The sequence below is a fragment of the Schumannella soli genome (assembly GCF_006517435.1).
In the GTDB taxonomy this organism is placed as follows: domain Bacteria; phylum Actinomycetota; class Actinomycetes; order Actinomycetales; family Microbacteriaceae; genus Schumannella; species Schumannella soli.
Genome location: NZ_VHQG01000001.1, coordinates 563,737 through 589,479 on the forward strand (window position 1 = coordinate 563,737; position 25,743 = coordinate 589,479).

General features: G+C 72.0%; 23 protein-coding genes and 2 pseudogenes. 10 read left to right on the top strand and 15 right to left on the bottom strand.

The window, feature by feature from the left end; genetic code table 11:
- Positions 1-179: 179 nt before the first annotated feature.
- Positions 180-653: a DUF2000 domain-containing protein gene (locus tag FJ657_RS02645; RefSeq protein ID WP_141162116.1), complete on the bottom strand. Its 474-nt coding sequence runs from the start codon at positions 651-653 to the stop codon at positions 180-182.
- Between the two features lie 112 nt (positions 654-765).
- On the opposite strand from FJ657_RS02645, the gene FJ657_RS02650 reads away from it, so the two are divergent.
- Positions 766-1,683, top strand: a complete 918-nt coding sequence (locus FJ657_RS02650) for an AraC family transcriptional regulator (RefSeq protein WP_141162117.1) — start codon at positions 766-768, stop codon at positions 1,681-1,683.
- Positions 1,684-1,768: 85 nt separating this feature from the next.
- Here the strand turns inward: FJ657_RS02650 and FJ657_RS02655 are convergent, their stop codons facing one another.
- The 3 genes from FJ657_RS02655 to yczR are packed head-to-tail and all read right to left on the bottom strand — an operon-like array spanning position 1,769 to position 3,791.
- The gene (locus FJ657_RS02655; protein ID WP_141162118.1) at positions 1,769-2,125 is read right to left on the bottom strand and encodes a VOC family protein; all 357 of its coding nucleotides are present in this window, start codon (positions 2,123-2,125) and stop codon (positions 1,769-1,771) included.
- A 50-nt stretch (positions 2,126-2,175) separates the two neighbouring features.
- Positions 2,176-2,367: a hypothetical protein gene (locus FJ657_RS02660; protein WP_141162119.1), complete on the bottom strand. Its 192-nt coding sequence runs from the start codon at positions 2,365-2,367 to the stop codon at positions 2,176-2,178.
- Positions 2,364-3,791 (bottom strand): MocR-like transcription factor YczR, encoded by a 1,428-nt coding sequence (gene yczR / locus FJ657_RS02665; RefSeq protein ID WP_141162120.1) that lies wholly within the window; start codon positions 3,789-3,791, stop codon positions 2,364-2,366. Before yczR ends, FJ657_RS02660 begins: the two co-directional genes overlap by 4 nt.
- 62 nt (positions 3,792-3,853) lie before the next feature.
- On the opposite strand from yczR, the gene yczE reads away from it, so the two are divergent.
- Positions 3,854-4,660 (top strand): membrane protein YczE, encoded by an 807-nt coding sequence (gene yczE, locus FJ657_RS02670; protein ID WP_181408842.1) that lies wholly within the window; start codon positions 3,854-3,856, stop codon positions 4,658-4,660.
- A gap of 229 nt (positions 4,661-4,889) precedes the next feature.
- Here the strand turns inward: yczE and FJ657_RS02675 are convergent.
- Positions 4,890-5,711, bottom strand: a pseudogene (locus FJ657_RS02675) (MerR family transcriptional regulator).
- 176 nt (positions 5,712-5,887) lie between these two features.
- On the opposite strand from FJ657_RS02675, the gene FJ657_RS02680 reads away from it, so the two are divergent.
- The 3 genes and pseudogenes from FJ657_RS02680 (at position 5,888) to FJ657_RS02690 (ending at position 10,191) form a co-directional block, all read left to right on the top strand.
- The gene (locus tag FJ657_RS02680) at positions 5,888-6,871 is read left to right on the top strand and encodes a DUF4097 family beta strand repeat-containing protein (protein WP_141162121.1); all 984 of its coding nucleotides are present in this window, start codon (positions 5,888-5,890) and stop codon (positions 6,869-6,871) included.
- Positions 6,868-7,335 (top strand): annotated as a pseudogene (locus tag FJ657_RS17280) (PadR family transcriptional regulator); the annotation flags it as partial. The gene FJ657_RS02680 and the pseudogene FJ657_RS17280, both read left to right, overlap by 4 nt.
- A gap of 690 nt (positions 7,336-8,025) precedes the next feature.
- A complete protein-coding gene (locus tag FJ657_RS02690; protein WP_255447092.1) occupies positions 8,026-10,191 on the top strand; it encodes an APC family permease in 2,166 nt (721 codons plus the stop codon).
- Positions 10,192-10,228: 37 nt separating this feature from the next.
- On the opposite strand, the gene FJ657_RS02695 is transcribed toward FJ657_RS02690, so the two are convergent.
- The 4 genes from FJ657_RS02695 to FJ657_RS02710 form a co-directional block, all read right to left on the bottom strand.
- Complete coding sequence (locus tag FJ657_RS02695; RefSeq protein WP_141162123.1) at positions 10,229-11,095, bottom strand: carbohydrate ABC transporter permease; 867 nt, start codon at positions 11,093-11,095, stop codon at positions 10,229-10,231.
- A complete protein-coding gene (locus FJ657_RS02700) occupies positions 11,092-12,168 on the bottom strand; it encodes a carbohydrate ABC transporter permease (protein WP_141162124.1) in 1,077 nt (358 codons plus the stop codon). The genes FJ657_RS02695 and FJ657_RS02700 overlap by 4 nt, the downstream gene beginning before the upstream one ends.
- 107 nt (positions 12,169-12,275) lie before the next feature.
- Positions 12,276-13,499, bottom strand: coding sequence for a sugar ABC transporter substrate-binding protein (locus FJ657_RS02705; RefSeq protein WP_141162125.1), 1,224 nt, complete (start codon positions 13,497-13,499; stop codon positions 12,276-12,278).
- A gap of 12 nt (positions 13,500-13,511) precedes the next feature.
- Complete coding sequence (locus FJ657_RS02710) at positions 13,512-14,618, bottom strand: LacI family DNA-binding transcriptional regulator (protein WP_141162126.1); 1,107 nt, start codon at positions 14,616-14,618, stop codon at positions 13,512-13,514.
- Positions 14,619-14,814: 196 nt separating this feature from the next.
- Between FJ657_RS02710 and FJ657_RS02715 the strand changes: the two genes are divergently transcribed.
- Positions 14,815-16,992, top strand: coding sequence for a glycogen debranching N-terminal domain-containing protein (locus tag FJ657_RS02715; protein WP_255447093.1), 2,178 nt, complete (start codon positions 14,815-14,817; stop codon positions 16,990-16,992).
- 61 nt (positions 16,993-17,053) lie between these two features.
- Here the strand turns inward: FJ657_RS02715 and FJ657_RS02720 are convergent, their stop codons facing one another.
- On the bottom strand, positions 17,054-18,190 hold the full coding sequence (locus tag FJ657_RS02720) for an NAD(P)-binding domain-containing protein (RefSeq protein WP_255447094.1): 1,137 nt from the start codon (positions 18,188-18,190) through the stop codon (positions 17,054-17,056).
- 184 nt (positions 18,191-18,374) lie between these two features.
- Between FJ657_RS02720 and FJ657_RS02725 the strand changes: the two genes are divergently transcribed.
- Positions 18,375-18,581, top strand: coding sequence for a DUF3073 domain-containing protein (locus FJ657_RS02725; protein ID WP_141162128.1), 207 nt, complete (start codon positions 18,375-18,377; stop codon positions 18,579-18,581).
- Between the two features lie 145 nt (positions 18,582-18,726).
- Complete coding sequence (locus FJ657_RS02730; protein WP_141162129.1) at positions 18,727-19,167, top strand: nitroreductase family deazaflavin-dependent oxidoreductase; 441 nt, start codon at positions 18,727-18,729, stop codon at positions 19,165-19,167.
- A gap of 109 nt (positions 19,168-19,276) precedes the next feature.
- On the opposite strand, the gene FJ657_RS02735 is transcribed toward FJ657_RS02730, so the two are convergent.
- Positions 19,277-19,936, bottom strand: coding sequence for a DUF4190 domain-containing protein (locus FJ657_RS02735; protein WP_141162130.1), 660 nt, complete (start codon positions 19,934-19,936; stop codon positions 19,277-19,279).
- A gap of 591 nt (positions 19,937-20,527) precedes the next feature.
- Positions 20,528-21,670 carry a phosphoribosylformylglycinamidine cyclo-ligase gene (purM, locus tag FJ657_RS02740; protein ID WP_141162131.1) on the bottom strand — a complete coding sequence of 381 codons (1,143 nt, stop codon included), beginning with the start codon at positions 21,668-21,670 and terminating at the stop codon, positions 20,528-20,530.
- Between the two features lie 375 nt (positions 21,671-22,045).
- On the opposite strand from purM, the gene FJ657_RS02745 reads away from it, so the two are divergent.
- Positions 22,046-22,660, top strand: coding sequence for a hypothetical protein (locus FJ657_RS02745; RefSeq protein WP_141162132.1), 615 nt, complete (start codon positions 22,046-22,048; stop codon positions 22,658-22,660).
- Positions 22,661-22,778: 118 nt separating this feature from the next.
- Positions 22,779-24,236 carry an amidophosphoribosyltransferase gene (purF, locus tag FJ657_RS02750; RefSeq protein WP_141162133.1) on the top strand — a complete coding sequence of 486 codons (1,458 nt, stop codon included), beginning with the start codon at positions 22,779-22,781 and terminating at the stop codon, positions 24,234-24,236.
- Positions 24,237-24,277: 41 nt separating this feature from the next.
- Here the strand turns inward: purF and FJ657_RS02755 are convergent, their stop codons facing one another.
- The 3 genes from FJ657_RS02755 to FJ657_RS02765 all read right to left on the bottom strand — a co-directional run bounded on the left by FJ657_RS02755 (position 24,278) and on the right by FJ657_RS02765 (position 25,697).
- Complete coding sequence (locus FJ657_RS02755; protein ID WP_141162134.1) at positions 24,278-24,760, bottom strand: MFS transporter; 483 nt, start codon at positions 24,758-24,760, stop codon at positions 24,278-24,280.
- 114 nt (positions 24,761-24,874) lie between these two features.
- Positions 24,875-25,252 carry a sterol carrier family protein gene (locus tag FJ657_RS02760; RefSeq protein WP_141162135.1) on the bottom strand — a complete coding sequence of 126 codons (378 nt, stop codon included), beginning with the start codon at positions 25,250-25,252 and terminating at the stop codon, positions 24,875-24,877.
- A gap of 130 nt (positions 25,253-25,382) precedes the next feature.
- A complete protein-coding gene (locus FJ657_RS02765; protein ID WP_141162136.1) occupies positions 25,383-25,697 on the bottom strand; it encodes a YciI family protein in 315 nt (104 codons plus the stop codon).
- Positions 25,698-25,743: the final 46 nt, after the last annotated feature.

Below are 25,743 nucleotides of genomic sequence, written 5' to 3' on the forward strand. Positions count from 1 at the left end.
ATGGAGCCTCGTCCTCACCCGCCCGTCACGAAGGTGGCCGCAGATGCACGCCGGCCCCGGCGTGTCGTGTGCATTCGTGGCCACCCTCCGCACGCCGCGGGACGCGGGTGGCCACCATTGACCGCAGCGCCCGGCGTGTCTCGTGCATTCGTGGCCACCCGTGAATCCCGACGCGATGGTCAGCCGTGCAGGCGGGCTCGCTTCACGAGCCGGTCGACCGCGTTGCGGGGGCCGTGCAGCGCGACGCCGACGAGGTCGAGGTCGGAGCCGGCGACGCGGCGCACGGCGGCCCGGTTCGCGGCATCGTGAGTCGTCGCGAACATCTCCGCGGTGTAGACGGCCACGCGCATCCCCCGCTCGACGCCCCGGGCGCGGGCCGCGGAGAGCACCTCGGCATCCGCCTCGAACACCATGACCGGCTGCCGCAGCAGCGGCAGGTACTCGGTGTCGTCGGCGTCCGCGTAGGGCTCGCCGATCAGCTCGGGGTCGGATGCGACGCCGCTGGCCAGGAACGCGGTCACGTTGAGCCGCTGCCAGGTCGCGAGATCGTCGCGCACGAGCACCGCGACGCGGGTGTCGAAGCGCACGGGCTCGACGGGGTCGGGAGCGGCGGCGGCGGCGGATACGGGAGCGGCGTCAGTCGAGTCGGTCATGCTCTCAGCGTCGCGACCGCGCATCCCGCCCGTCTTGTACGTTGCTGACGTGATCAGCCGTCCCGCTCCGAGCAGCCGTGGGCGCGGCCGAGCGGTCGCGGCTCCGGAACCGATGTCGGGAGCGCACTCCGACGCCGCCGCCCCTTCGAGCGCGGAGCGACTGCGCGCCTGGTCGCCCGGCATCCCGGGGATGAGCGAGGTGCTGCACGCCCGCTTCGTCGAGCACGCCTACCCGCTGCACGCGCACGGCGACTGGTCGCTGCTGCTGATCGATCAGGGCGAGGTGCGCTACGAGCTCGACGGACGACAGCACCGCGCGCCGGCCGGCACGGTGACGCTGCTGCCGCCGCGCGTGCCGCACGACGGGCACGCGGCGTCGACGCGCGAGGGGTTCCGCAAGCGCGTCGCCTACCTCGACCGCGCCTGGCTTCCCGAGCAGCTGGTGTCGGCGGCGAGCGCGCGTCCGCTGTTCGACGACCCGGCGCTGATCGCCGCGACTCGACGCCTGCACGCGCTCGTCGCGCTGCCGGGCGAGGCCTTCCGCGCCGAGTCGGAGCTCGCCGGCATCGGCGTTCGCCTGCGCGGGCTGCTCGCCGCGGGAGAGGGCGGGCGGATGCGCGCGCGGCTGTCGGCCGTCGACGACGCCGGCGGGGTCGGGCTCGACGGCGCCGCCGGACGCACGGCGGACGCCCCGCTCGCGCTGCGCCTGCGCGAGCTGCTCGAGGCCGAGGTCGCGCAGTACACGGGATCCGCGACCGCCGAGGCTCACCTCACCCTCGCCGCCGCATCCCGTCAGCTCGGCGCCTCGCCCGAGCACCTGATCCGCGTGTTCCGAGCGCAGTACGGCGTGCCGCCGCACCGCTACCTGACGAGCATCCGCGTCGACCGCGCCCGCCGACTGCTGCTCGGCGGGATGCGCGCCGTCGACGCCGCCATAGCCGCCGGCTTCTACGACCAGGCGCACCTCACGCGGCACTTCCGCCGCGTGCTCGGCACGACGCCGACCGCGTTCCAGCGCAGCGCGGCCTGACCCGCCTTCCCCGGGCAGGATCGCGCGGCGATCCTGGTTCCGCCGCCCGATATCGCGCGGCGAGACCGGGATCGTGCGGCGACGACTACTCGCCTGCCGGCTCCCACAGCTCGATCGGCAGGCCCTCGGGGTCGTGGATGCGGGCGAAGCGCCCGAGCCCCGCGGCATCCCACTCGGCCCGCCGCTCGACCTCGATGCTCGCGGCCTCGAGCTTCGCGACGAGCTCATCGAGGGCGTCGACGCGCAGGTTCAGCATGAACGGCTGGTCGGCGGCGAAGTAGTCGCTGTCGGCAGGAAAGGGCGCGAAGACCGTGTCGCCGGCCTGCTGCGTCCACATCCCATACGGACCGTCACCCACACCGAGGTGCCGCTGGTACCAGGCCAGCCGCGCTTCGGGGTCGCGGCTGCGGAAGAAGAGCCCGCCGATCCCGGTCACCGTCATGTCGTCTCCGTCCGTCCGCCGTCCGACGCCGTCGGACGCGTCCGCTCACGCTATCGGCGACGGGAGATGAGCACGCCGAGCACGATGAGCAGCAGCGCTGCTCCGATGAGCGCCATGTACAGCCAGGGCGGGGTCGACCGCGGCAGCGTCGAGATCGCCAGCGCGATGACGACGAACACCGCGACCGATGCCGCGACGATCCATCGCTCCCGGCGCGAGAGACGCTGCTGCGGTCCGCTCACGCGATCTGCGCCAGCTCCTCCGCGCCGAGCGCGATCGGGTTGCGCGAGATGGCCGCGTAGGCGCGGGCCAGCGCGTCCACTCCCCGCTCGAGCTCCTCGGGCGGGTACGAGAACGGGATGCGCAGGAAGCGCTCGAAGACGCCGTCGATTCCGAAGCGCGGCCCGGCCGCGATCACGAGCCCCTCGGATCGCGCGGCGAGCGCGACCTGCGAGCTGATCGGGGCGCCGAGGTTGACCCAGGCCGTGAGTCCGCCGGGCACCTCGGGCATGCGCCAGGTGGGCAGGCGGCGGCGCAGCAGCGCGGCGAGCAGGTCGCGCCCCTCGCGCAGCTGGGTGCGGCGGCCCGCGAGGATGCCGTCCATGTCGGGCATGAGCTCGGCGACGATCAGCTGGTCGAGCACGGGGGTGCCGAGATCGTTGGCGAAGCGGATGCGCGCGATGCGCTGCAGGTCGTCGCGGTTGGCGCGGATCCAGCCGATGCGCAGCCCGCCCCAGACGCTCTTGCCGACCGACCCGATCGTGATGACGAGGTCGCCGCCGAGGGTCGCGAACGGCGTCGGCGCCGAGCTGCCGTCGAGCTGCATCTCCGACATGGTCTCGTCGACGACGAGCCGGGTGCCCTGCCGCGCCGCGGTCGCGACGAGACGTTCGCGCTGGTCGTGCGGCATCCGGCGTCCGGTGGGGTTGTGGGTGTCGGGCATGAGGTAGCCGAGGCTCGGGCTGGTGCGCTGCAGGGCCTGCTGCAGGGCGGTCTCATCCCAGCCGTCCTCGCTCGTGACGGCGACCTGCACGAGGCGGCCGCCGGCGTTGCGCAGCGCCTCGAAGGCGTGCGGGTAGCTCGGCGACTCGACGAGCACGCGGTCGCCGCGAGCGACGAAGGCGCGGGCGACGAGCGAGATCGCGTGCTGCGCGCCGATCGTGACCATGACCTCGTCGGGGCTCGTCGGCAGTCCGCGGCGGGTGTAGCGCGCGGCGATCTGCTCGCGCAGCGCGAGCACGCCGTAGGGGTCGTAGCCCGACTCGCCGACGAAGGCCGGCAGCTTCACGACCGCGCGCTCGGCGTAGGCGGCGACGCCGGGGATGGCGGGCAGCGTCGCCTTCGAGAAGTCGAGCAGGTCGTCGGCGGGCTCGGGCGCGCTCGTGGCGGAGGGGTGCGGCAGGCGGGCGACGCTGCCCGATCCGCGCAGGCTCTCGATGTGGCCGCTGTCGCGGAGGGCGGCGTAGGCGCTCGAGACGGTGGTGCGCGAGACGCCGAGGGCCGCGGCGAGCTCGCGCTCGGCGGGCAGACGCGTGCCGAGCGGGATGCGTCCGTCGAGCACGAGCAGCCGCACGCGGTCGGCGAGCGATTGGTATGCGGCACCGGCACCGGAGAGTCGCCAGCCGGTGAGGAATGTGGCCAAAGAGCGCGCGGACAGGGTCGCCATGCCGCCACGGTAGAGCAATTGGCTATGGATCTCCAGGCCAATGCGGGGATTGGATACTCGACATGAGCACGAACGACGCCGCCGCGACCGGCGGCACGGGAACCGGCGCGAACGCCGCCGCCGCGAGCGCCGGCGCGGCCGACGCCGCGCCCCGCCGCATCCACCTCGCCCTCACCACGCGTCGGGCGATCTGGATCCGCCGCTTCGCGCAGCTCGCCGTCGGGGTCTTCCTCTACGGCATCGCGATCGCGTTCATGGTGCGCGCCGCGGTCGGCGTCGCCCCGTGGGACGTGCTGACCCAGGGCCTCGCGAAGGTCACCGGCCTGCCGTTCGGCGTGCTGACGATCATCATCGGCGCCGTCGTGCTCGCCCTCTGGATCCCGATCAAGCAGAAGCCCGGGATCGGCACGGTCGTCAACATCGTCGGGGTCGGCGCGAGCGCCGAGGTCGGCTTCGCGCTGCTGCCGGTGCTCGACACCGCCTCGTGGGCGTCGCTGTGGGTGCGCATCCCCTTCTTCGCCGTCGGTCTCGTGCTGCTCGCCTTCGCGACCGGACTCTACGTCGGCGCCCGCCTCGGGCCGGGACCGCGCGACGGCCTGATGACCGGACTCGTCGCGCGCACCGGATGGCCCGTGTGGGTCGTGCGCACCGGCATCGAGGTGGTCGTCGTCGCCGTCGGCTGGGCGCTGGGTGGCAACGTGGGGGTCGGCACGATCGCCTTCGCGCTGCTGATCGGTCCGCTCTGTGGGATCGCGCTGCCGCACCTGCGCGTGCCCGAGCCGCGGGAGACCCCGGCCGAGGCCGCCGCCGACGCTCCCGTCGAGCGCGCCGCGAGCGGCACCGCCGCGCCGAGCACGAACCCGGCATAACGACACCTCACCGCACGCCCGTCCGGCGCGCGGGACACCAGTCCCCGGAGGGGCCGGCCGTGCAGGGATCGGCCCCTCCGGCCCTCTCATCCGCGGCCCGCCTCCCTTCTTCCCACCGGCGTTCCGGACCCCCGAGTTGCCCGCTTCCGCGGCATCCGGTGCGCGACACACAGCGGAAGTGGGCAACTCGCGACCTGCGGCCGGGGCGGGGTCGGCAACGCGGGCGGGATCAGTCCGCGGAGCGCGAGACGCGCACCCCGGCGGCGTAGACCACGAGGGCGTCGCGCACGAACTCGGCGCCGAGCTGCCCGCCGTAGTTCGCGGCGAAACGCGGGTCGGCGACGTACATCTCGCCGAGCCCCGCGAGTTACTCGGCCGAGGGCCCGTCCGGATAGCCGGGCGTTCCCGGGATTCCGGCGAGCCACTCGGCGTGCCGTCGGGCCAGCACCTGCGCCGCGTCCGACGCCGGATCGACGCCGCGCTCGGCAGCCGCCGTCCAGTCCGCGGCGAGCGCCGCCTGACGCGCCTGCCACTCCTTCTTCTCGGCAGCGCTCTTCGATTCCCACCACGCGGACGAATCGGCGTACGCCTCCCGACCCCAGCGGCGCTCGACCTCCTCGCGGTGCTGCGTGTGGTCGAACCCGTCGAACATGTCCTCCGCCATGAGCGGCTCTCCTCTCTCTCGTCGTGCGATCGTGTGGGCGACGGCCGCGATGCGCCGCGCGAGCAGCTCCTGCTCGCGACGCAGCTGGGCGAGGTGGATGCGCAGGGCCGCGACCTCGGGATCGGCCGCCGGGTCTGCGGCCGCGTCGACATCCGAGCGCGCATCGTTCTGACGCACGGCGAGCGCCGCCGCGATCGCGGGGATGCCGAGGCCGAGCTGGCGCAGCAGCAGGATGCGCTGCAGCCGCACGAGCGCGTCCTCGTCGTAGTAGCGCAGTCCGCCGTGCCCGATGCGGCTCGGCGCCAGCAGCCCGACCTGATCGTAGTGCCGCAGGGCTCGACTCGTGACCCCGGTGATCCGGCTGATCTGCTGGATGCTCCACTCCATCCGCCCGCTCCCCTCCCATCTGATGACGGTCACGCTACGAGTTGACGCCGCGTCAACCGCAAGCCCAGCCCGCGATCCGGTTCCGCATCCGCCGCCGATCGCACCTTGCGCGCGCATGAAACGCGATATATCGTGACTCTCACGCAAACGCGATATATCTCGAAAGGACGGGGCGCATGGCCCAGGAGAAGTGGCTCGTCGACGGCCCCAAGACGATCGACATCGAGCGCGTGCGCTCACTCAAGGTGGGACTCATCGGCGGACAGGTGGATGTCGTCGCGCACGACGAGCCCGGTGCCCGCGTCGAGGTGCACTCCGTCGACGGCCGCCCCCTCAAGATCACGATCGACGGCGACCGTCTCGAGATCGACCACCCGCAGCTCGGCTGGGACAACTTCCTCGACGTGTTCCGCAGCTTCCACGAGCGCGACCGCGCCGACGTCAGCGTCGCCGTGCCGCGCGACATCGCTCTCAAGCTCGGCGTCGTCAACGCCACCGCGCTCGTCTCGGGGGTGCGCAGCGACGCCAGCCTCTCGACCGTCAACGGCGACCTCGTGGTCGACGGCGTCGAGGGCGACACCACGATCAACTCCGTCAACGGCGAGGTCAGCGTGCGCGACCACCACGGCCGCGTCAACGCCAAGACCGTCAACGGCGACTTGACCGTCTCGGGTGAGCTCGCCGGCTTCACGGCCGACAGCGTGGGCGCCGACGTCTACGTGGATGCGGCCGGCATCCCCGACCAGCTGCGCGTCAACACCGTCAGCGGCTCGGTCGCCGCCCGTCTCGACGCCGGCGCCCCGGCGCAGTACACGATCAACACCGTCAGCGGACGCATCCAGCTCGACGACGCCGAGATCACCGGCGTGCGCGGGCGCTACCAGGGCCGCTTCGGCGAGCTCGAACGGCACTGGGTGGATGTGAAGGTCAACACGGTCAGCGGCGCGATCGACGTGCTGCACCGGGCCGACGACGTTCCGGCCGCGGATGCCGCGGGCGGGACCGCCGACGCGAGCCCGGCCGCACAGGAAGCCGGCGCCGATGCGGCGTCCGACGTCGGGTCGGCCGGCGCATCCGGCTCGACCGACTCGCCCGACTCGCCCGATGCCGACGCGGCCGCCGGGACCACCACCGACCCGACCGCCGGGAGCCCCGCGTGAGCCCCGCGGTCTTCGGGCACGGACACCTGCGGCTCTACCTGCTGAGCCTGCTCGCCGAGCGCTCGATGCACGGCTACGAGCTCATCCAGGCGCTCAGCGAGCGTTTCGGCGGCACCTATGTGCCCAGCGCCGGCACGATCTACCCCCGCCTCGCGAAGCTCGAGGAGGAGGGGCTCGTCACGAAGCAGCCCGATGGACGCAAGACCGTCTACGCGATCACCGACGCCGGCCGAGCCGAGCTGGCCGAGCGCGAGCACGAGCTCGACCGGGTCGAGAACGAGCTCAGCGACTCGGTGCGCCGTCTCGCCGACGAGGTGCGCTCGAGCGTCGACGGCGCGATGAAGAGCCTGCGGGCCGAGCTCGCCGCAGCGGCACGGGATGCGCGGGACGAGTCACGCGCATCCGGGCGGCCCGAGCGCGAGAGCACACGGGCCGAGCGGGATGCGCGGGCCGCCGCCGCGGGGAACGCCGCACGCGAGTCCTTCGCCCGCCGCGGCACCGGCTCCGCTCCGGGTTCGGGATCGTCGGGCTCAAGCGCACCGGGCGCGGGCGCCCCGGGCTCGCCGGCCGACTTCACGGTCGGGGCGGACGGGACGGCGTCGACCGGCGGCTCCGCGCGTTCGGGCTCGGACCCGGCGGCGCCGGGCGCATCCGGTCGCTCGAGCTGGTCGGCCGCCGAGGCGCGCACCGCGAGCCGCGGTCTGCTGCTCGACGCGGAGTCGGCGCTGACCGACTTCCGCCAGCGCGTGCGCACCGATCTGCGCCGGGCGGCGAGCCGCGGAGAGCTGCGCCCCGAGACCCTCGAGGTGCTGCGCGCGGGGCTCTCCCGTCTCGCCGACGAACTGGCCCGCACCCGGCGCTGACCCGCGCCCGACGGGGACGGCGGATCGGCGCGGCGCAGGCAAGCGCATCCCGTCATCTCCGCTGAGGGGGCGCAAAGGCCCCGGATCGGCGCCGAAAGCGCCCGATCGCGGGGCCTTTGCGACCCCTCACGGAACCGCCGCGAGCGTCAGCGCGCGTGATGCGGGCGACACCGCCGAGCACCGCAGCCGAGACGACGCCTGTCGCCCAAGCTGAACCCCGGCTCGACACGCGCCGCATGCCCGGAAAACCCGGCTTTGACGGGCAACTCGGCCGGAGTAGTGTCTCCGGTCGTGACTGACGAGAGCGCCGGGGAGCATCGTTCTCCCAAGAGCTGGATCATCGGCGAACCGCTCCCCTCCGACAAGATCGAGGGGCAGCTGCTGCCGAAGAAGTTCGCGCTGCCGATCTTCTCCAGCGACGCGCTCTCCTCCGTGGCCTACGCGCCGCAGGAGCTCATGATGATCCTGCTCATCGGCGGGCTCAGCTTCCTCAGCTTCACCCCGTGGGTCGCGGCGGCCGTCATCGCGCTCATGCTGATCGTGGTGGTGTCGTACCGCCTGCTGATCAAGGCCTATCCCTCGGGCGGCGGCGACTACGAGGTCGCCAGCACGAACCTGGGCGAGAAGGCGGGCCTCGTCGTCGCGTCGGCCCTGCTCGTCGACTACATCATGACCGTCGCCGTCTCGGTCTCCTCCGGCGTCGACAACATCATCTCCGCGTTCCCCGAGCTGAACGGCTTCCGCGTCGAGATCGCGGTCGGCTTCATCATCGTGCTCGCCGCGGTCAACCTGCGCGGCGTGAGCGAGTCGAGCAAGGCCTTCGCCGTGCCGACCTACCTCTTCATCGCGAGTGTCGTCGTGATGCTCGTCACCGGCTTCATCCGCACCGCGATCGGGGATGCGCCGGTCGCCGAGAGCGCCGGCTACACGGTGAACCCCGACGTCACGCAGGCCGCGATCGTCATGCTGCTGCTGCGCTCCTTCTCGAGCGGATGCTCCGCCCTGACAGGCGTCGAGGCGATCTCGAACGGCGTGCAGGCGTTCCGCCGCCCGAAGATCCAGAACGCCCAGCGCACCCTCGTGATGATGGGCACGATCGCGATCATCCTGTTCGCCGGGCTCACGCTCATGGCCCTCATCTCGGGCGTGCACTACGCCGAGAAGGCGTGCGACCTCGTCGGCTTCCAGAACTGCGCCGACACCCCGCAGCGCAGCATGATCGCGCAGATCGCGGCCGCGACCTTCGGCAACAACTCGGTGCTGTTCTTCGTCATCCAGGCGGCGACGGCGGCGATTCTGCTGCTCGCCGCGAACACCGCGTTCAACGGCTTCCCGCTGCTCGGCTCGGTGCTCGCGAAAGACAAGTACGCGCCGAAATCGCTCGGAACCCGCGGCGACCGCCTCATCTTCAGCAACGGCGTCATCGCGATGGCGGTCGCGGCGAGCGTGATCATGATCGTGTTCCAGGCGAACGTGACCCAGCTCATCCAGCTGTACATCATCGGCGTCTTCGTCTCGTTCACGCTCGGGCAGATCGGCATGATCCGGCACTGGCGCCGCCTCATCAAGGAGGGCGTGCGGAACCAGGGGCCGATCCCGCTCTACCTCGGCGTCAACGCGGTCGGCGCGCTCGTCACCTTCTCGGTGCTCGTGATCGTGACGATCACGAAGTTCACGCACGGCGCGTACCTCGTCTACATCGTCATGCCGATCCTGTTCCTGCTGATGATGGGCGTGAACCGGTACTACCGCGACGTCGAGCGCGAGGTCGAGGTGGATGCCGACACCACCTTCGGCGCGACCGGCGACCACGCGATCGTGCTGGTCGGGCGCATGCAGAAGCCGGTGCTGAAGGCCCTCGACTACGCGATCGCCGCCCGCCACGGATCGATCGAGGCCGTGCACGTGTCGATCGACGACGAATCGAGCCGGCAGCTCGAGCGGGAGTGGGCCGAGCACGGCATCGAGGTGCCACTGACGGTGCTGTCGTCGCCGTACCGCGACATCAGCCTGCCGCTCATCAAGTACATCAAGAAGCACCGCGAGCAGCACGGCGCCGAGGTCGTCACCGTCTACACGCCGCAGTACATCGTCGGGCACTGGTGGGAGGGCATCCTGCACAACCACAAGGCCCGCCGCATCCGCCAGAAGCTGATGCTCGTGCACGGCGTCATGGTCGCGATCGTTCCGTGGCTGCTCGACAGCTCCGACCTCATCTACGGTCGCCGCTCGCGCGCCCTGCCGGGCGATGTGCGCCGCGGCGAGGTGCGCCGCGGCGTGGCCCCGCGCCGCGCGCTGCCGCCGGCGGCGCTGCGCGCGAACCGCAGCGCCGAGGCGCGCCGCGAGGCGAGCGACTTCCGCAACTCGGCGGCCGTCGTCGGCGGGACGTGGCCGGATGCGCCGCGCCGCCAGAACGACGACCCCTACGCCGAGTCGCGCCTCGAGAACGGCGACTGACCGCCGTCGTTCCCTCCCGCGAGGACGACCGGGAGCTCTACTCCTTCACGGCTCCGGAACTGGAGTTCATGATGCGGCGCTGGAAGATGAAGAACATGATCGCGACGGGGATCGTCATGATCGCGCCGGCGGCGAGCTTGATCGGGTACTGACTGCCCTGGCTCAGCTGACCGCTCGCGAGCTGCGCGACGCCCTTCGTCAGCGTCGTCAGCTGCGGATCCTGCGCGGCGACGATGAAGTGCGCCAGCTCGTTCCACGAGCCCTGGAAGCTCAGGATGATGATCGTCACGAGCGCGGGCCGCGCCATCGGCAGCACGACCGACCAGAACACCCGGAAGGTGCCGGCGCCGTCGATGCGAGCCTGCTCCTCGACCGACACGGGGATCGACTCGAAGAAGTTCTTCATGATGAAGACGCCCGCCGCATCCACCAGCAGCGGCACGATCAGTCCGACGTAGGAGTCGAAGATGCCGAGCTGATTGATCACGAGGAACTTCGGGATCAGCAGCACGACGTTCGGCACCGCCATGACCGCGATGAGCGCCCCGAACACGACCCCACGGCCGCGGAAGCGCAGCCGCGCGAGGGCGTAGCCGGCGAGCGAGTCGAAGAACACGCGGCCGGCCGTGACGAACACCGTCACGACCGCGGTGTTGCGGAACCACACCGGGAAGTCCGAGTGCAGGAACAGCCGCTCGTAGGCCGCGGTCGTCCAGTTCTGCGGGATCAGCGACAGCGGGCTGGATGCGGCCTCCGCCTCGGTCTTGAACGACGTCGCCACGTCGATGAGGAACGGGAAGATGTAGATCACGGCGAGCGCGGCCAGCAGCAGGTAGACCACGCCGCCGCCGAACCGGGTGCGCAGCCCGCGACGGCGGCCCGGGCGATCGATCACGGCGCTCATCGCGTACCCCCGATCCGCGCGCTCGCGTCGCGCGCATCCTCGATCCACCGCATCCGGCGCCGCGACACCTTCCGCTCGGCGAGCACCCAGCGCTGCACGAGCGTGAACACGATGATGATCGCGAACAGGATGAACGCGATCGCCGCGCCCCGACCCCACTCGTTGCTGTCGAAGGCGGAGGTGTAGGAGAGGTAGGCGGGCGTCAGGGTCGTCTTGCCCGGCTGCCCCTGAGTGCCGGTGTAGATCTGGTCGAAGACCTGCCAGCAGCCGATCAGTCCGAGCGTGATGACCGTGAACAGGGTCGGGCGCAGCTGCGGCAGCGTCACCCGGAAGAAGCGCTGGGCCGCGTTCGCGCCATCCATCTCGGCCGCCTCCTGCACCTCGCCGGAGAGGTTCTGCAGGGCCGCCAGGAACAGCAGCATGAACGTGCCGCCGGTCGTGAACACGGCGAGGATGACGAAGGCGGTCATCGCGACCGAGGGACCGCCGAGCCAGTCCCACCAGCTCACGCCGAGCACCGTGCCGCTCGTGAGGGCGGAGGGCCCGCTCGTCGCGCCGAAGTGGAAGATGCCCGCGGGGTCGTTGAACCAGTCCGGGCCGTTGATGCCGACCCACGACAGCACCGCGTTGACGGCGCCCGAGCCGCTGAAGAGGAACAGCCACAGCACCGTGATCGCGACCGAGCTCGTGACCGACGGGAAGTAGAAGGCGGTGCGGAAGAAGCCGCGCCCGCGCAGCACGCGCTTGTTGACCAGCAGCGCCAGGCCCAGCGCGACGATCGTCTGCAGCGGCACGACGAGGATCACGTACCAGAAGTTGTTCTTGAGCGAGATGCCGAAGTCGCGTTCGGCGAGCCCGCCGCCGCCGAGGATCTCGCGGTAGTTGTCGACGCCGATGAAGTTCACGCCCGCGGCGAAGGGGCTGCCGCGTCCGGTCCAGTCCGACAGGCTCACCCACGCCGCCATGAGCACGGGCACGAGCAGGAACAGTCCGAGGATCACGATCACGGGCGCCGTGAACAGCCAGCCCGCGAGGCCTTCGCCGCGGCGCAGGCGCGTGCGTGCGTTCGCCATGCTCGTCACTCCCTTTCGTCGGTCGCGGATCGGGGCGTGGGTGGGATGCGGAGGGCGGGGTGGATGCCGCGGTCGCCACCCGAGACGACCGCGGCATCCGCTCTGGCCTACTTGAAGAGGGCCTCGAGGTTCTTCTGCGTGCTCGTGAGCAGCGTCTTCGGGTCGCCCGTCTTCAGGCTCGCGAGCTGCGAGTTGAAGTCGGTCACGACATCCGCCCCGCCCTTCACCGTCGGCGGCGTCTTGGCGTAGTCGGCGGCCTCGATGAACGGCACGAGCGGCGCGTTCTGGCTCTTCCACTCCTCGGCGGCCGACTGGATCGACGGCATGACGCCGAAGGCCTTCGAGAAGGCGAGCTGCTGATCCTTCGCGGTCAGCGCCTCGACCAGGCTCTGCGCGCCCTTCGTGTTGCCGCTGTCGGCGGCGATGCCCCAGCAGTTCGCGAACTGCAGGGTGCCCTTGCCCTTCGGGCCCTCGGGCAGCGGCACGACCTTGTACTTCACGTCGGGGAAGTCGTTCTGCATGGCGCCCGTGATCCAGTTGCCCTCGATCGTCATCGCGCCGAGCTGCTTGCCGAAGGCCTCGCCGCCCCAGCCCGCTCCGACATCCTTCGCGAAGGCGAAGTCGCCGGCTTGCAGGTTCTTCTGCACGTACTGCAGGGCCTGGAGGTTGGCCTCGCTGTCGGCGGTCGCCTCGGTGTTCTCGTCGTTGACGAGGTTGCCGCCGGCCTCGGCCATGAAGGCGCCGACGCGGGCGTACTCGCCGCTCATGACGAGACCCTTGCGATCGCCGGTGGTGAGCTTCTGCGCCACGGCGTCGAGCTGATCCCAGGTGGTCGGGATGTCGGCATCCGTCAGCCCCGCCTGCGACCAGAGGTCGGTGTTGACGATGAGCTGCAGCGTCGAGAAGTCCTTCGGCGCGCAGTAGAACTTGCCGTCGTAGGTGAACGACTTCTGCAGCACCGGGTAGAAGTCGTCCTTGTTCTTGAGGTCGTCGCCGTAGGCCAGCAGCGAGCCGTTGGAGGCGTAGCCGGCCAGGGCGTCGGTCGACAGGTAGAACACGTCGGCCGGCTTGCCCGAGCTGAAGCCCTGGGCGAGCTCCTGCTTGAGGTCGCTCGCGGCCTTGACCGTGGCCTTGATGCCCGAGTCCTTCGACCAGGTCGCCACGGCATCCTTCACGGCCTTCGTCTCGGCGTCGCCGGACGAGCCGATCAGCACGGTCAGCGCCTTGCTGTCATCCTGCTTCGCTCCGCTGCTGAAGCCGGAGCCGCATGCCGTCAGGCCCACGGTCGCGCCGAGCGCGACCGTCACGAGAGCCCATCTCGACATCTTCATCGGGGGTTCCTTTCACTCGTTGGTGCCGGATGCTGTGGATCCGGCCTCGTCGACGGGCGCCAGGTGACTCGACCGGCGGACGATGAGCTTGGGGGTGACGAGGCGGTGCCGAGCACCCTCGATCTCGTCGGGGTTCAGAACGCGGCGCCCGTGCTCGCCCATGAGCAGGTCGAGCACCGCGAGGGCGACCTGGTCGAGCTGCTGGTCGACGCTGGAGAGGCCGACGGCGCCCGCGACGGGCGTGTTGTCGAAGCCGATGACAGGGAACTTCGGATGCCCGGCCTCGCGCACGGCCATCATCGCGCCGAGCGCGAGCGAGTCGCTCGAGCAGACCAGCGCCTCGAGCTCGGTGCCGCCGGCGAGAAGCCGTTCGAGCTCGACGCGCGCCGGGGCGACGCCCTCCTCGGTGCGGATCGTCAGGGCCTCGAGGTCGGCGTCGGCGGCCCCGTCGTCGCCGAACAGCTCGCGCATCGCCGCGACCCAGCCGCTGCGACGGTCGTCGCCCGTGCCGGATCCGTCAGGCCAGCCGAGGTAGCCGATGCGGCGCAGCCCTCGACCGGCGAGGTGCACGGTCGCCTGGCGCACGCCGTCGGCGCCGTCGACATCCACCCAGGGACGACGCGGGTCGTCGAGATCGGCGGAGCCCCAGGGGCGGCCGAAGGCGACGAAGGGCACGCCGTTGTCGGCGAGCCAGTCGAGGCGGGCGTCGCCGTACGCGGTTCCGGTGACGACCAGGGCGTCGACGTCGGCGCCGTCGCGCAGGCGGCGGTACTGCTCGATCTCGGCGGCCTCGTCGGCGGCGGTGAAGAGCATGATCCGCATGCCGCGGCTGTCGGCCCGCTCGGTCAGGGCGTGGAGGAAGCGGTCGAGCACGGCGCCCGAGACGCCGCCGCGCGACAGCGAGCCGAGGCGGATGCCGATGGTGCTGCTGGTCTGCGTGCGCAGCCGACGGGCGGAGGCGTGCGGCCGGTACCCGAGCGCGTCGATCGCGTCGCGCACCTTCTGACGGGTCGCCTCGCGCACGATGTCGGGGGCATTGAGCACGTTCGAGACGGTCTGGCGCGACACTCCCGCGGCGACGGCGACGTCGTCGATCGTGGGGAGCGGGGTGGCCGTCATGTCGTCTCCGACTTCGTCGTCGTGGGGGATGCGGGGGAGCTTCCGGGAGGTTCGCGGTGCTGCCGCGGCCCTGCTGGTGCGAATTGTTTGAACGATCAAATCCGCGGTGTTAGGTTACCTCCCGAACCGCCCGAGTCAACCCCCGGCCGGTTCGACGACCGACACGGAGCCCCGCGCCGAGACGCCCGGAGCCCACATGAGCAACCGATTCAAGGGCGAGCGGATCATGCAGCACCCCATCCCCCGGCAGCCGTTCCTGCACGACGCGGCGATCGCGCTGCGTGCTCCCGCGCAGGCCTGGTCGCGCCCCGACGGCACGATCGGATCCCCCGAACCCGTGCAGGATCGCGCGGCGATCCTGGCTTCGCCGCACGATATTCCGCGGCGAACCGGAGATCGTGCGGCGACGACTGCCGAGCCGCCGACCGCTCCGGTCGTCATCGACGGGCTCTACCTCGGCGACACCCGCGTGCTCGACGGCTGGCGGCTCCGCATCGCCGGGGCTCCCGGCGAGCACATCGCGACCGCGCAGCACGCGGCGACCGAGCTGCGCGTCGTGCGCCTGCACCGCGAGCTCGACGGCCCCGGAGCCGACCCCGACGTGCGCAGCGAGCTGACCCGCACGGTGCGCGCCGACGGCGTCGACGAGACCCTCGTCATCCGCTCGCGCCGCGACCGCGAGCTGCGCGTGCCGGTCGAGCTGCGGCTGCACGCCGACCTCTCGCCGATGAGCGCCGTCAAGGAGGGCCGCCGCGGCGACGCGCCCGCGCGCGTCGAACTCGCTGACGGCACGCGCGCCGACGCCGGCGCCGGCGTCGCGAGCTGGGGACGCGACGGTCTGACCGCGCGGCTCCGAGCGGCGGATGCCGACGTGCGCCTCGACGCCGACGACCCGGCCGCGATCCTCCTCGGCTGGGAGGTCGTGGTGCCGCCGCGCGGCGAAGTCGCGCTGTCGTGGTCGCTCGACCTGCACGACGAGCGCGCCGTCGTCGACGCGTCACCGCATCCGACACCCTGGAGCGCGCCCGGCGGCGACGGCAGCGACGCCGACAGCACCGCCCCGATCTCCGACGACCGCGTTCACCGCTGGCTCGACCGCGCCCTCGCCGACCTCGACGCGCTGCGCCTCGTGCGCCGCGGGTCGGACGCCGAGTTCCTCGCCGCGGGCGCCCCGTGGTTCCTCACGATGTTCGGACGCGACGCGCTCTGGGCCGCCCGTCTGCTGCTGCCGCTCGACGGCGGCGTCGCGATCGCCGCGAGCACCGTGCGCGCGCTGGCCGAACTGCAGGGCCGCGAGCGCGTCGCCGAGACGGCCGAGCAGCCCGGCAAGATCATGCACGAGCTGCGCAGCGCGACGCTCAGCCTGCCGACCGAGAACCTCGAGCTTCCGCCGCTCTACTACGGCACGGTCGACGCGACCCCGCTCTGGATCTGCCTGCTGCACGACGCCTGGCGCGCCGGACTGCCCGAGGCCGAGGTGCGCGCGCTGCTGCCGCAGCTGCGCGCCGCCCTGGCGTGGATGCGCGACTTCGGCGACAGCGACGGCGACGGCCTGCTCGAGTACGTCGACCAGAGCGGACGCGGCCTCGCGAACCAGGGCTGGAAGGACAGCGGCGACTCCGTGCAGTGGCGCGACGGCCGCCTCGCCGAAGGTCCGATCGCGCTCGTCGAGGTGCAGGGCTACGCCTACGAGGCGGCCACGCACGGCGCCGATCTGCTCGAGGCGCTGGGCGCGGCGCCGGGCGCCGGCCGGACGGGTTTGGATGCGGGTGCCGACGCCACGGACGCCGGCGCCACGGACGCCGCGGCCGCCCTCGCCGACGAGGTCGCCAGCTGGCGCGCTTGGGCCGAGCGCCTGCGCGCCGCATCCCGGGCATTCTGGGTCGGCGCCGCGGCGGGCGCCGCATCCGCCCCCTACCCCGCGATCGCCCTGGACGCGCATAAGCGCCCGGTCGACAGCCTCACCTCGAACATCGGCCACCTGCTCGGCACCGGCCTGCTCGACACGGCCCAGGTCGATCACGTCGCCCGCGCGGTCACGTCGCCGGCGCTCGACTCGGGCTACGGGCTGCGCACCATGTCGAGCGACGACGCCGGCTTCTGGCCGCTGAGCTACCACGGTGGATCGGTGTGGGCCCACGACACCGCGGTCGTCATCCGCGGGCTGCTGCTCGAGGGGCGCCGCGCCGAGGCCCGGCAGCTCGCCGAGGGGCTGCTCGCCGCGGCCGCCGGATTCGGTTACCGCATGCCCGAGCTGCACGGCGGCGACCCCGCGGCCGACATCCCCTCGCCCGTGCCCTACCCGGCGGCCTGCCGCCCGCAGTCGTGGTCGGCCGCCGCCGCGGTCACCGTGTGGAGCGCCCTGCGCGCCTGACGCGGCACCAGCGCGGCGCGGCGTCCGCGCGACGCCGTGGTGCTCAGCCGATCACCACGGCTCAGCCGAACGACGACAGCGTCGCGATCACCTGCCGTGCGATCGTGCGCCCGGCGCGGTTCGCCCCGATCGTCGAGGCCGCCGGTCCGTAGCCGGCGAAGAACACGCGCGAGTTGCGCCACGAGGCGCCCTGCCCGACCGTGATGCCGCCCGACTTCTCGCGCAGCTTCAGCGGAGCCAGGTGCCGCAGCTCCGGACGGAACCCGGTGGCCCAGATGATCGCATCCACCTCGACCTCGCGCCCGTCGGGCAGCACGACGCCGTGCGGCGTGACGCGAGTGAACATCGGCTGCGCGAGCAGCAGTCCGCGATCGATGGCGGCCTGGATGCGGCGGCTGCGCGGCACCCCGGTCGTCGACACGATGCTCGGCAGCGCACGCCCCTGGCGGGCTGCCTCGTCCTGCTGGCGCACCGACGAGCTGCCCGACTCGATGTTGAGCTCCTGCTCTTCGAGGAACTCGATCGGCCGACGCGAGAACCAGGTCGTCTCGGCCGCGACCTTCTCGAGCTCCATGAGGAAGCCGATCGCGCTCGTGCCGCCGCCGACGATCGCGACGCGCTGCCTGCGGAACTCCTCGGCGTCCCGGTACTCGGAGGTGTGCACCATGCGTCCACGGAAGCTGTCGAGCCCCGGATACCAGGGGATGAACGGGGCGCCCCAGGTGCCGGTCGCGTTGACGAGCACCCGGGTGGTCACCTGCTGCGTCGTGAGCCCCGCCGTCGCGGCCGCGCTGCCGCCGTGCCGAGCCGAGCTGTCGTCGAAGGTGACTGTGAAGCCGTCCATCAGGCCCTCGACGCGCGTCACGTTGGCGGGCCGCACGACCTGCAGGCCGAAGTGCTGCTCGTAGCGCGCGTAGTAGTCGGCCACGACATCTTTCGCCGGAGCCTGCCGGTCGGCGGTGTCGAAGCTGAGGTCGAGCTCGCCCATGCCCGGCAGATCGTTCACGCGGTGCGCGTAGCCGAGGCGCAGCGCCTCCCAGCGGAACTGCCACGCGCCGCCCGTGCCGGGTCCGCGGTCGAGGATGACGAAGTCGTTGCCCGGGTCGAGCCCGAGGCGCCGCAGGTAGAACGCGACGGAGAGACCGGCCTGACCCGCCCCGACGATCACCACGGAGGTGTCGAAGGCGGGGTCGGTCACCGCACCAGAGTAGCCAGTGCCCGCCTGCGAGCGCGGCGTGAGACGGCAGTGGATGCGCGGGCTCCACGGCCCGCCGCGAGCGGGTCTGGCAGCCCGGGCGCGGCGCGGGACGCTCGGAGCTCCGTGATAAACTCCCGGACAGATTTGTGAACTCACCCACCACCTGAAACCGAGGGGGTCGCGCATGGGGCGGGGCCGTCAGAAGGCGAAGCACACCAAGGTCGCTCGTGACCTGAAGTACTTCAGCCCAGACACCAACTACGGCGCTCTCGAACGAGAGCTCTCTGGCAACCCTCGACTCGAGGAGGACCTCGAGAAGTGGCCGGAGTACAGCGACGACGACGCCGAGGGTGACGACGACCTCGACGAGGACGAGTCCAAGACCGCCTGAGGTCGTCACCGCTCACGCCCCGAGGTCGAGCAGACAGCAAGCGCCGGGTCGCCCCGGCGCTTTTGTCGTGCCCGCGGGCTGTCGACATCAGGCGGGCTGCGACACCGGATGGAATGGCCCGCCGCATCCGCCGGTTGCCCCTGGCATGCCATTGAGCGGAGAGTACGCACCGTCCACATCCGACTGGGCCCGCAAGCAGGCCGAGCTGATCGAGCGCTCCGGCGGCGCCGAGGGCAACGAGAACCGCGGACGCCCCGTGATCGTGCTGACCACGATCGGCGCCAAGTCGGGACTGCTGCGCAAGACCGCGCTCATGCGCGTCGAGCACGAGGGCCGCTACGCCGTCGTCGCATCGCTCGGCGGGGCGCCGAAGCCGCCGGTCTGGTACTACAACGTCAAGAAGAACCCGCACGTCGAGCTGCAGGACCGCGAGGTCAAGAAGGACTACACGGCCCGCGAGGTGCACGGCGACGAGCGCGCCGAATGGTGGGAGCGCGCGGTCGCGACCTGGCCCGACTTCGCCGAGTACCAGAAGAAGACCGAGCGCGAGATCCAGGTGTTCGTGCTCGACCCGCACGACGACTGAGGTCGTTCTCCCGGTCAGGATCGCCGCACGACCCGGCGGATGCGACCCGAGCTCGCGCCGCATCCGCCGGATCGCTGGGCGATGAGCGCTGCTTCCGCGCTCGCGCGGGTCAGCGGAACGTGACCCGGTAGCCGGCGAGCGCGAAGCCGATCACCACGACGACGCCGATCACGATCCAGGTCAGGATCGCGAGGATGTTGAGCGCGAGCCCGGTGATCGTGAACCCCTTCGCGGTCGGCTCCTTGCGCCACGACGCGATGCCGAGCACGAGGCCGATCGGCGCGACCAGCCCGAAGCCGCAGAACGCGATGATGCCGAGCACCATGCTCGCGATGCCCATGGCCCGCGAGGGGCTCGCCGGGGCAGGAGGGGTCGACGGAGCGGCGAACGTCGGCTGCTGCGGAGGGAGCGTCGGCACGGATTCTGCCATCCACCCGTTCGCAACGGCGTCCGCGGCCTGGGTCGCAGCGGACTCGACACCCGCCGTCGGAGTCGTGGTCGCCGCCAAGCTCGCGGTTGCGATCTGCGGAGCATCCGAGACTTCATCCGCCGATGCCGCCTCCGCCGGGATCGCCGACGGCGTCGCACTCTCGGCGCTCACGACAGCGGCCTTGCGAGGCGCCCGCTTCGCGCGGGGAGCGCGGGCCGCCTTCGGCTTCTTCGTCGTCGCGCCGGCGCTGGCGGCGCTGGCGGCCGTGTCCGCGCTGGTCGTCGCGTCGCCGGCGGGAACCTCGGCGACGGGGGTCTCGGGGGTGTTCGTCTCGGTCATGCGGCTGACGCTAGGGAGCGCATCCGCGCCTGGGTGAGGATGTCCCCGATCCGCGACACGGCGAGACACCTTGCGACAGATCGGCGCTCGTGCTCACGCTCTCCGCGTCGGGCCCGCGCGGGCTCCAGTCCCTGCGCCGCGGATACTGCTGACGGCGAGGTCGAACCCCGCCGAGAGGCGCGACGACCGCGCTGAGCAGTATCCGCGCACCGACAACCCAGTATCCGCGTGACGACAAGCGAGGGGCGTTGCCGGCGCGCGTCAGCGTCGACCACGCCGCCGCCTCGACGAGCACACGCACACACACACACACACACACACACACACGCTGACCCGCTGCTCTAGTCGCCGGTACTGCTTGAGCGATGGAGCAGAGTCGTCGACGCCGCCAGCCCCAGGTCACGCCAGTATCCGCGTCTGCTCGATAGGCGACTTCCGAGCTGTCGCGGACCCGACTCGTCAGAATGCGCACTCGGAGCGCGCGACGAACGGCGCTGCATGACACCCCTCGCGCAACTCACCGCGCGCGGCTCAGCGCCGCGGTGCCCAGCGCTCAGCGCTCAGGCCTCAGCGCTCAGCGGGAACCGCGGATCAGGCGGCGTACGCCCCCGCGAGGCGCACGGCGCCGCCGTCGACGCCCTTGGCGCCCTGCTCGAAGGCGTCCGCGCCCGAGGCCACGGTCGGGGCCGCGCCGAAGTTCACGCGTCCGGCGACCCAGGCGGGCATCCCCGCGGCGGCGAGTCCGGCGATCACGCCGTCGGCGACCGACGGGGCGGCGACGACGAACATGCCGATGCCGAGATTCCAGGTGCCCTCGGTGCTCTCGAGGCTCTGGCCGCCGAGGTCGGCGAGCACGCGGAACACCGACGACGGCGACCAGGATGCGCGGTCGAGCTCCGACCACGAGCCGCGCGGCAGCACGCGGGCGAGGTTCGCGGCGATACCGCCGCCGGTGACGTGCGAGATCGAGTGGATGCCGCCGGCGAGCGCCGGGTCGGCGAGCAGCCCCAGCAGGGGCGAGGTGTAGAGCCGGGTCGGCTCGAGCAGCACCTCGCCGACGACGCCGCCGAGCTCGGCGGAGGTGTCGCTGAAACCGATCGAGTTCGAGGCGAGGATGTGGCGCACGAGCGAGTAGCCGTTGGAGTGGAACCCGCTCGACTGGATCGCGATGACGACGTCGCCGTCGGCCACGCGGTCGGCGCCGAGCACCGCATCCGCCTCGACCGCGCCGACCGCGGCGCCGGCGACGTCGTAGTCGTCGGGCCCCAGGAGTCCGGGGTGCTCGGCGGTCTCGCCGCCGACCAGAGCGGTTCCGGTCTCGGCGCAGGCGCGGGCGATGCCGGCGACGATGTCGGCGATGCGCTGCGGAACGACCTTGCCGCAGGCGATGTAGTCGGTCATGAACAGCGGCTTCGCGCCGACCACGACGATGTCGTCGACGACCATGCCGACGAGGTCCTGGCCGATCGTGTCGTGCTTGTCGATGGCCTGCGCGATGGCGACCTTGGTGCCGACGCCGTCGGTGGAGGTCGCGAGCAGCGGGCGGTCGAAGCTCTTGAGGAACGAGACGTCGAAGAGTCCGGCGAAGCCGCCGACCCCGCCGAGCACCTCGGGCCCGTGCGTGCGCGCGACGGCCGACTTCATCAGCTCGACGGCGAGATCGCCGGCGGCGGTGTCGACGCCGGCGGCGGCGTAGGGGTTCGCGGCGGGCGTGTTCGCGGGGGCGTCGGTCACGGGGTCAAGGGTACCGGCGGCGCGGGGCGGGCTCGGCCGCGCCGGCCGTCGCCCGTCCGCCCGCCGCGTCCGCCCGCCCCGTCCGCCGCCGCTCGCCGCTCGCCGCTCGCCGCCCGCCGCCCGCCGCCCGCCGCCATCGCGGATACTGCCCCAGTGGCACGGCGGCCCCGCCCACGCCTCTTCCCGTGCGGCTCGCCAGTATCCGCTTACCCCATCCGGACGACGGCACGCCGTCCCGCCGCGCGCCGCCCTTGCCGATCTCGTGCGCTTCGTCCCGCAGCGCGCTGTCCGCGCCGGTCCCGCGACGCCCGCGGCGGCCTCGCGCTGACCGCGAACACCCCGCCCCGCGTCGGCGCCACCGCCTACCGTGAGCACGTGCACACCTCCGGCAGTCCCAGCACCTGGCGCGCTCGCGAAGACGCCTCGCGCGACGTCCTCGTCGCGCTCTACCTGCGCGACGCGCTCGGCGTGATCGACCCCTCGGGCCTGCCGCGGCTGCTCGGAACCGGGCTTCCCGCATCCACCGCCCCCGCCGACGAGATGACGGGATGGGCGTGGATCCGCTGGTGGGTCTCGGTCGTCGAACCCGAGGCCGGCATCCCCGCGCTGCCCGAGCACGCGACGCCCGCGTGGGAGGCGGCCGTGCACAAGCATCTCGACGACGCGCGCACCTGGGCCGATGTCGCGCACCAGGAGTACGGCATCCGCCTCGCCGAGCGCGCCTTCTCGGGCGAGACCGGCGACACGGATGCGGGGGTGCTGAGCGAGCTCGTCGCCGAACGCGAGCAGGCGGCCGGCACGCACGCCGACTTCGATCTGCGCATCGAGGTGCTGCCGCTCACGACGGCCGGCATCTGGTGGATCGGCGACAACGCGATCGCGGTCGACGAACTGCTGCGCGAGAAGCCCGACGACTACCGGCAGGCGCTCGCACCGATCGTCGAGCGACTGGTGCCGAGCGCGGCTGATCGGGAGCGCGACCGCAGCTGATCGTCGACGGCGTCGTCAGCATGAGGGGCGCGTCGGCGCGGCACGATCCTGCGTGAGACAATCGACCGTACCCAGCCGGGTACGGGTCACCCCGCGTCCATCTGGAGTTGCTCCTCGCATGTGCGGCATCGTCGGCATCGTCTCTTCCGGCCCCGTCAACCAGCAGGTCTACGACAGCCTCTCGCTGCTGCAGCACCGCGGTCAGGACTCGACGGGCATCGCCACGAGCGAGGGCTCGATCATCCACACCTACAAGGCCAAGGGCCAGGTGCGTGAGGCCTACCGCACCCGCGACATGCGCTCGCTGCTCGGCACGATGGGCCTCGGTCACGTGCGCTACGCCACCCGCGGCGACGCATCGCAGGAGCAGGAGGCGCAGCCCTTCTACGTGAACGCGCCCTACGGCATCGTGCTCGTGCACAACGGCAACCTGACGAACACGCGCGAGCTCACCGACGAGCTGTTCCGCATCGATCGCCGCCACCTCAACACCTCCTCCGACACCGAGCTGCTCGTGAACGTGCTCGCGCACGAGCTGCAGGCGCAGGTGCGCGGCACCGAGCTCGACCCCGGCCAGGTCTTCGACGCGATCTCGACCCTGCACGAGCGCGTCGAGGGCTCCTACGCCGCCATCGCGCTCATCGCCGGTCAGGGCCTGCTGGCCTTCCGCGACCCCTTCGGCATCCGCCCGCTCGTGCTCGGCAAGCGCAGCGAGGGACTCGTCGGCACCGAGTGGATCGTCGCCAGCGAGTCGCTCGTGCTCGAGTCGGCCGGCTACGAGTTCGTGCGCGACGTCGCGCCCGGCGAGGCGATCTACATCGCCCGCAACGGCGAGATGTTCTCGCGCCAGTGCGCCGCGAACCCGCAGCTCATCCCGTGCTCGTTCGAGTACGTCTACCTCGCCCGCCCCGACTCGATCATGAACGGCATCTCGGTCTACGACGCGCGCCTTCGCCTCGGCGACCGCCTCGCCGACACGATCGCGACGCACGTGCCCTCGGGCGACATCGACGTGGTCATGCCGATCCCCGACTCGTCGCGTCCGGCCGCCATGCAGGTCGCCCGCAAGCTGGGCATCGAGTACCGCGAGGGCTTCTACAAGAACCGCTATGTGGGCCGCACCTTCATCATGCCGGGGCAGGAGCAGCGCAAGAAGAGCGTCAAGCAGAAGCTCAACGCGATGAGCTCGGAGTTCCAGGGCAAGAACGTGCTCATCGTCGACGACTCGATCGTGCGCGGCACGACCTCGAAGGAGATCGTCGACATGGCCCGCCAGGCGGGCGCGAACTCGGTCACCTTCACGAGCGCGGCCCCGCCGGTGCGCTACCCGCACGTCTACGGCATCAACATGCCGAGCCGTCGCGAGCTCGTCGCCTCCGGTCGCAAGATCCCCGAGATCGCCCGCGAGCTCGGCGCCGACAACCTCATCTACCAGGAGGTCGCCGACATGGAGTCGGCCATCCTCGAGGGCTCCGACATCCAGTCGCTCGAGAAGAGCTGCTTCACCGGCGAGTACATCACCGGCACGGTCACGCCCGAATACCTCGACTGGGTCGAGGCGAACCAGCTCAGCTGAGTCGCGGGCCGAGCTGATCGCTCGGTCGAATGGATGCGCGCTCAGCGCGCGTCGTCAGCCGGCTTCTCGAGGTCGGGCTCGGGTGCGGTGTCGTCCGCATCCACCGGCTGCGCGTCGGCGTCGTCGAACTCGGCGACGCGCTCGTCGGTGCGGTCGTCGGCCGCCGGCTCGAGCTCGGCGTCGTACTCCGGCTCCTCGACGACCTCGCGCTCCATGACGACGTAGTGCGCGCGGCGGCGCGAGACGCGGTCGGCGATCAGGCCGAGGAGCGCGCCGATCAGCACACCGCCGACGACACCGTAGATCGCGAAGTAGCCGGCGGTCGCCGCGAAGCCGATCGCCGGATCCGCCTTCTGGGTGCTCGTGAGGATGAGCGACACGAGCGCGCCGAGCACGGCGCCGACGAGCATGAAGACCCCGAGCTTGGGGGCGCGGCGGATGCGCACGCGCTGCTCAGCGGGCTGCGAGGGATCGGCCGGCTGCACCGGCTCGGCCGGGATGCTGTCGTCGCGGGGGTCGCTCACCCCTCTATTGTCGCCGCTCCCGCTGCGAGCTCCGACCACGCGATCCGCGTCGCCAAGGCCGCCGCCGACAGGCCGCCGACAGACCGTCGAGGCGGACACCGACACCGAGGCCGCTCAGCGCTGCCAGCGCACCGGCAGCACCGCCGTGAGGTCGGCGCGCGATCCCGACGCGGAGACCTCGGCGGCGGCGAGCGCATCCGCCCACTGCCGCGAGCCGGTCGCGAGGGCGATCCAGGTGGCGGCATCCATCTCGACGACGTTCGGCGGGGTGCCGCGGGTGTGCCGCGGGCCCTCGATCGCCTGGGTGGCGCCGAACGGCGGAACCCGCACCTCGACGCTGTTGCCCGGCGCATCCTCGGCCAGCAGCTGCAGCAGGTAGCGCACGGCGAGCGCCGTCGTGTCGCGGGATGCGGTCTCGCCGTCAGCGGCCGCGGCGAGCGCCGCTCGCACTCCGGCGACGCCGTCGGGGTCGGGGATGCGCGCGCGAGCCATACGGCAACGCTAGCCCCGGCATCCGACGCCCACCCGCGCGAGAGCACGCGGTCGACGACGCGGCACCACGCTGAGAACGCACCCGGCGCGTGCTCTGACGGATTCGCGCCCCCGGTTCAGCCGAGCGGGTTCAGTCGAGCCGCGCGAGAGCCGACTGCACGACGATCCACGGCCGCACCTCGACGAGCAGGTGGCCGTCGACGACCGCCGGGTCGGTGGAAGCGCGGGCGAGCAGCTCGTCCGCGTCGATGCCGCGCACGATCGTGAGCTCCTCGCCGTCGGCGGCGGGCAGCGACCCGGCGGCGACGAGATTGCCTTCGGCGAGCAGCTCCTCGTGGAACGCGCGATGCCCCGCGAACCACGGCTGCAGCGTCTTCGGGGTCGATCGATCGGATGCCGGCCCCTCCCGGTGCACGAGCAGCAGCCAGGTCTCCGGAGCCTTCATCCCGTCAGGCTATCGATGCCCGCCGACGCCGGACTGCACGCCGACG

What these genes read in the sequence shown, in the direction of transcription:
- yczR (WP_141162120.1), bottom strand. Translation starts at nt 3,791, where the DNA reads ATGGCGACCCTGTCCGCGCGCTCTTTGGCCACATTCCTCACCGGCTGG.
- FJ657_RS02765 (WP_141162136.1), bottom strand. Translation starts at nt 25,697, where the DNA reads ATGAAGGCTCCGGAGACCTGGCTGCTGCTCGTGCACCGGGAGGGGCCG.
- FJ657_RS02730 (WP_141162129.1), top strand. Translation starts at nt 18,727, where the DNA reads ATGCCATTGAGCGGAGAGTACGCACCGTCCACATCCGACTGGGCCCGC.
- FJ657_RS02710 (WP_141162126.1), bottom strand. Translation starts at nt 14,618, where the DNA reads ATGACGGCCACCCCGCTCCCCACGATCGACGACGTCGCCGTCGCCGCG.
- FJ657_RS02760 (WP_141162135.1), bottom strand. Translation starts at nt 25,252, where the DNA reads ATGGCTCGCGCGCGCATCCCCGACCCCGACGGCGTCGCCGGAGTGCGA.
- purF (WP_141162133.1), top strand. Translation starts at nt 22,779, where the DNA reads ATGTGCGGCATCGTCGGCATCGTCTCTTCCGGCCCCGTCAACCAGCAG.
- FJ657_RS02735 (WP_141162130.1), bottom strand. Translation starts at nt 19,936, where the DNA reads ATGACCGAGACGAACACCCCCGAGACCCCCGTCGCCGAGGTTCCCGCC.
- FJ657_RS02645 (WP_141162116.1), bottom strand. Translation starts at nt 653, where the DNA reads ATGACCGACTCGACTGACGCCGCTCCCGTATCCGCCGCCGCCGCCGCT.
- FJ657_RS02700 (WP_141162124.1), bottom strand. Translation starts at nt 12,168, where the DNA reads ATGGCGAACGCACGCACGCGCCTGCGCCGCGGCGAAGGCCTCGCGGGC.
- FJ657_RS02695 (WP_141162123.1), bottom strand. Translation starts at nt 11,095, where the DNA reads ATGAGCGCCGTGATCGATCGCCCGGGCCGCCGTCGCGGGCTGCGCACC.
- FJ657_RS02680 (WP_141162121.1), top strand. Translation starts at nt 5,888, where the DNA reads ATGGCCCAGGAGAAGTGGCTCGTCGACGGCCCCAAGACGATCGACATC.
- FJ657_RS02715 (WP_255447093.1), top strand. Translation starts at nt 14,815, where the DNA reads ATGAGCAACCGATTCAAGGGCGAGCGGATCATGCAGCACCCCATCCCC.
- FJ657_RS02655 (WP_141162118.1), bottom strand. Translation starts at nt 2,125, where the DNA reads ATGACGGTGACCGGGATCGGCGGGCTCTTCTTCCGCAGCCGCGACCCC.
- FJ657_RS02650 (WP_141162117.1), top strand. Translation starts at nt 766, where the DNA reads ATGTCGGGAGCGCACTCCGACGCCGCCGCCCCTTCGAGCGCGGAGCGA.
- FJ657_RS02705 (WP_141162125.1), bottom strand. Translation starts at nt 13,499, where the DNA reads ATGAAGATGTCGAGATGGGCTCTCGTGACGGTCGCGCTCGGCGCGACC.
- FJ657_RS02725 (WP_141162128.1), top strand. Translation starts at nt 18,375, where the DNA reads ATGGGGCGGGGCCGTCAGAAGGCGAAGCACACCAAGGTCGCTCGTGAC.
- yczE (WP_181408842.1), top strand. Translation starts at nt 3,854, where the DNA reads ATGAGCACGAACGACGCCGCCGCGACCGGCGGCACGGGAACCGGCGCG.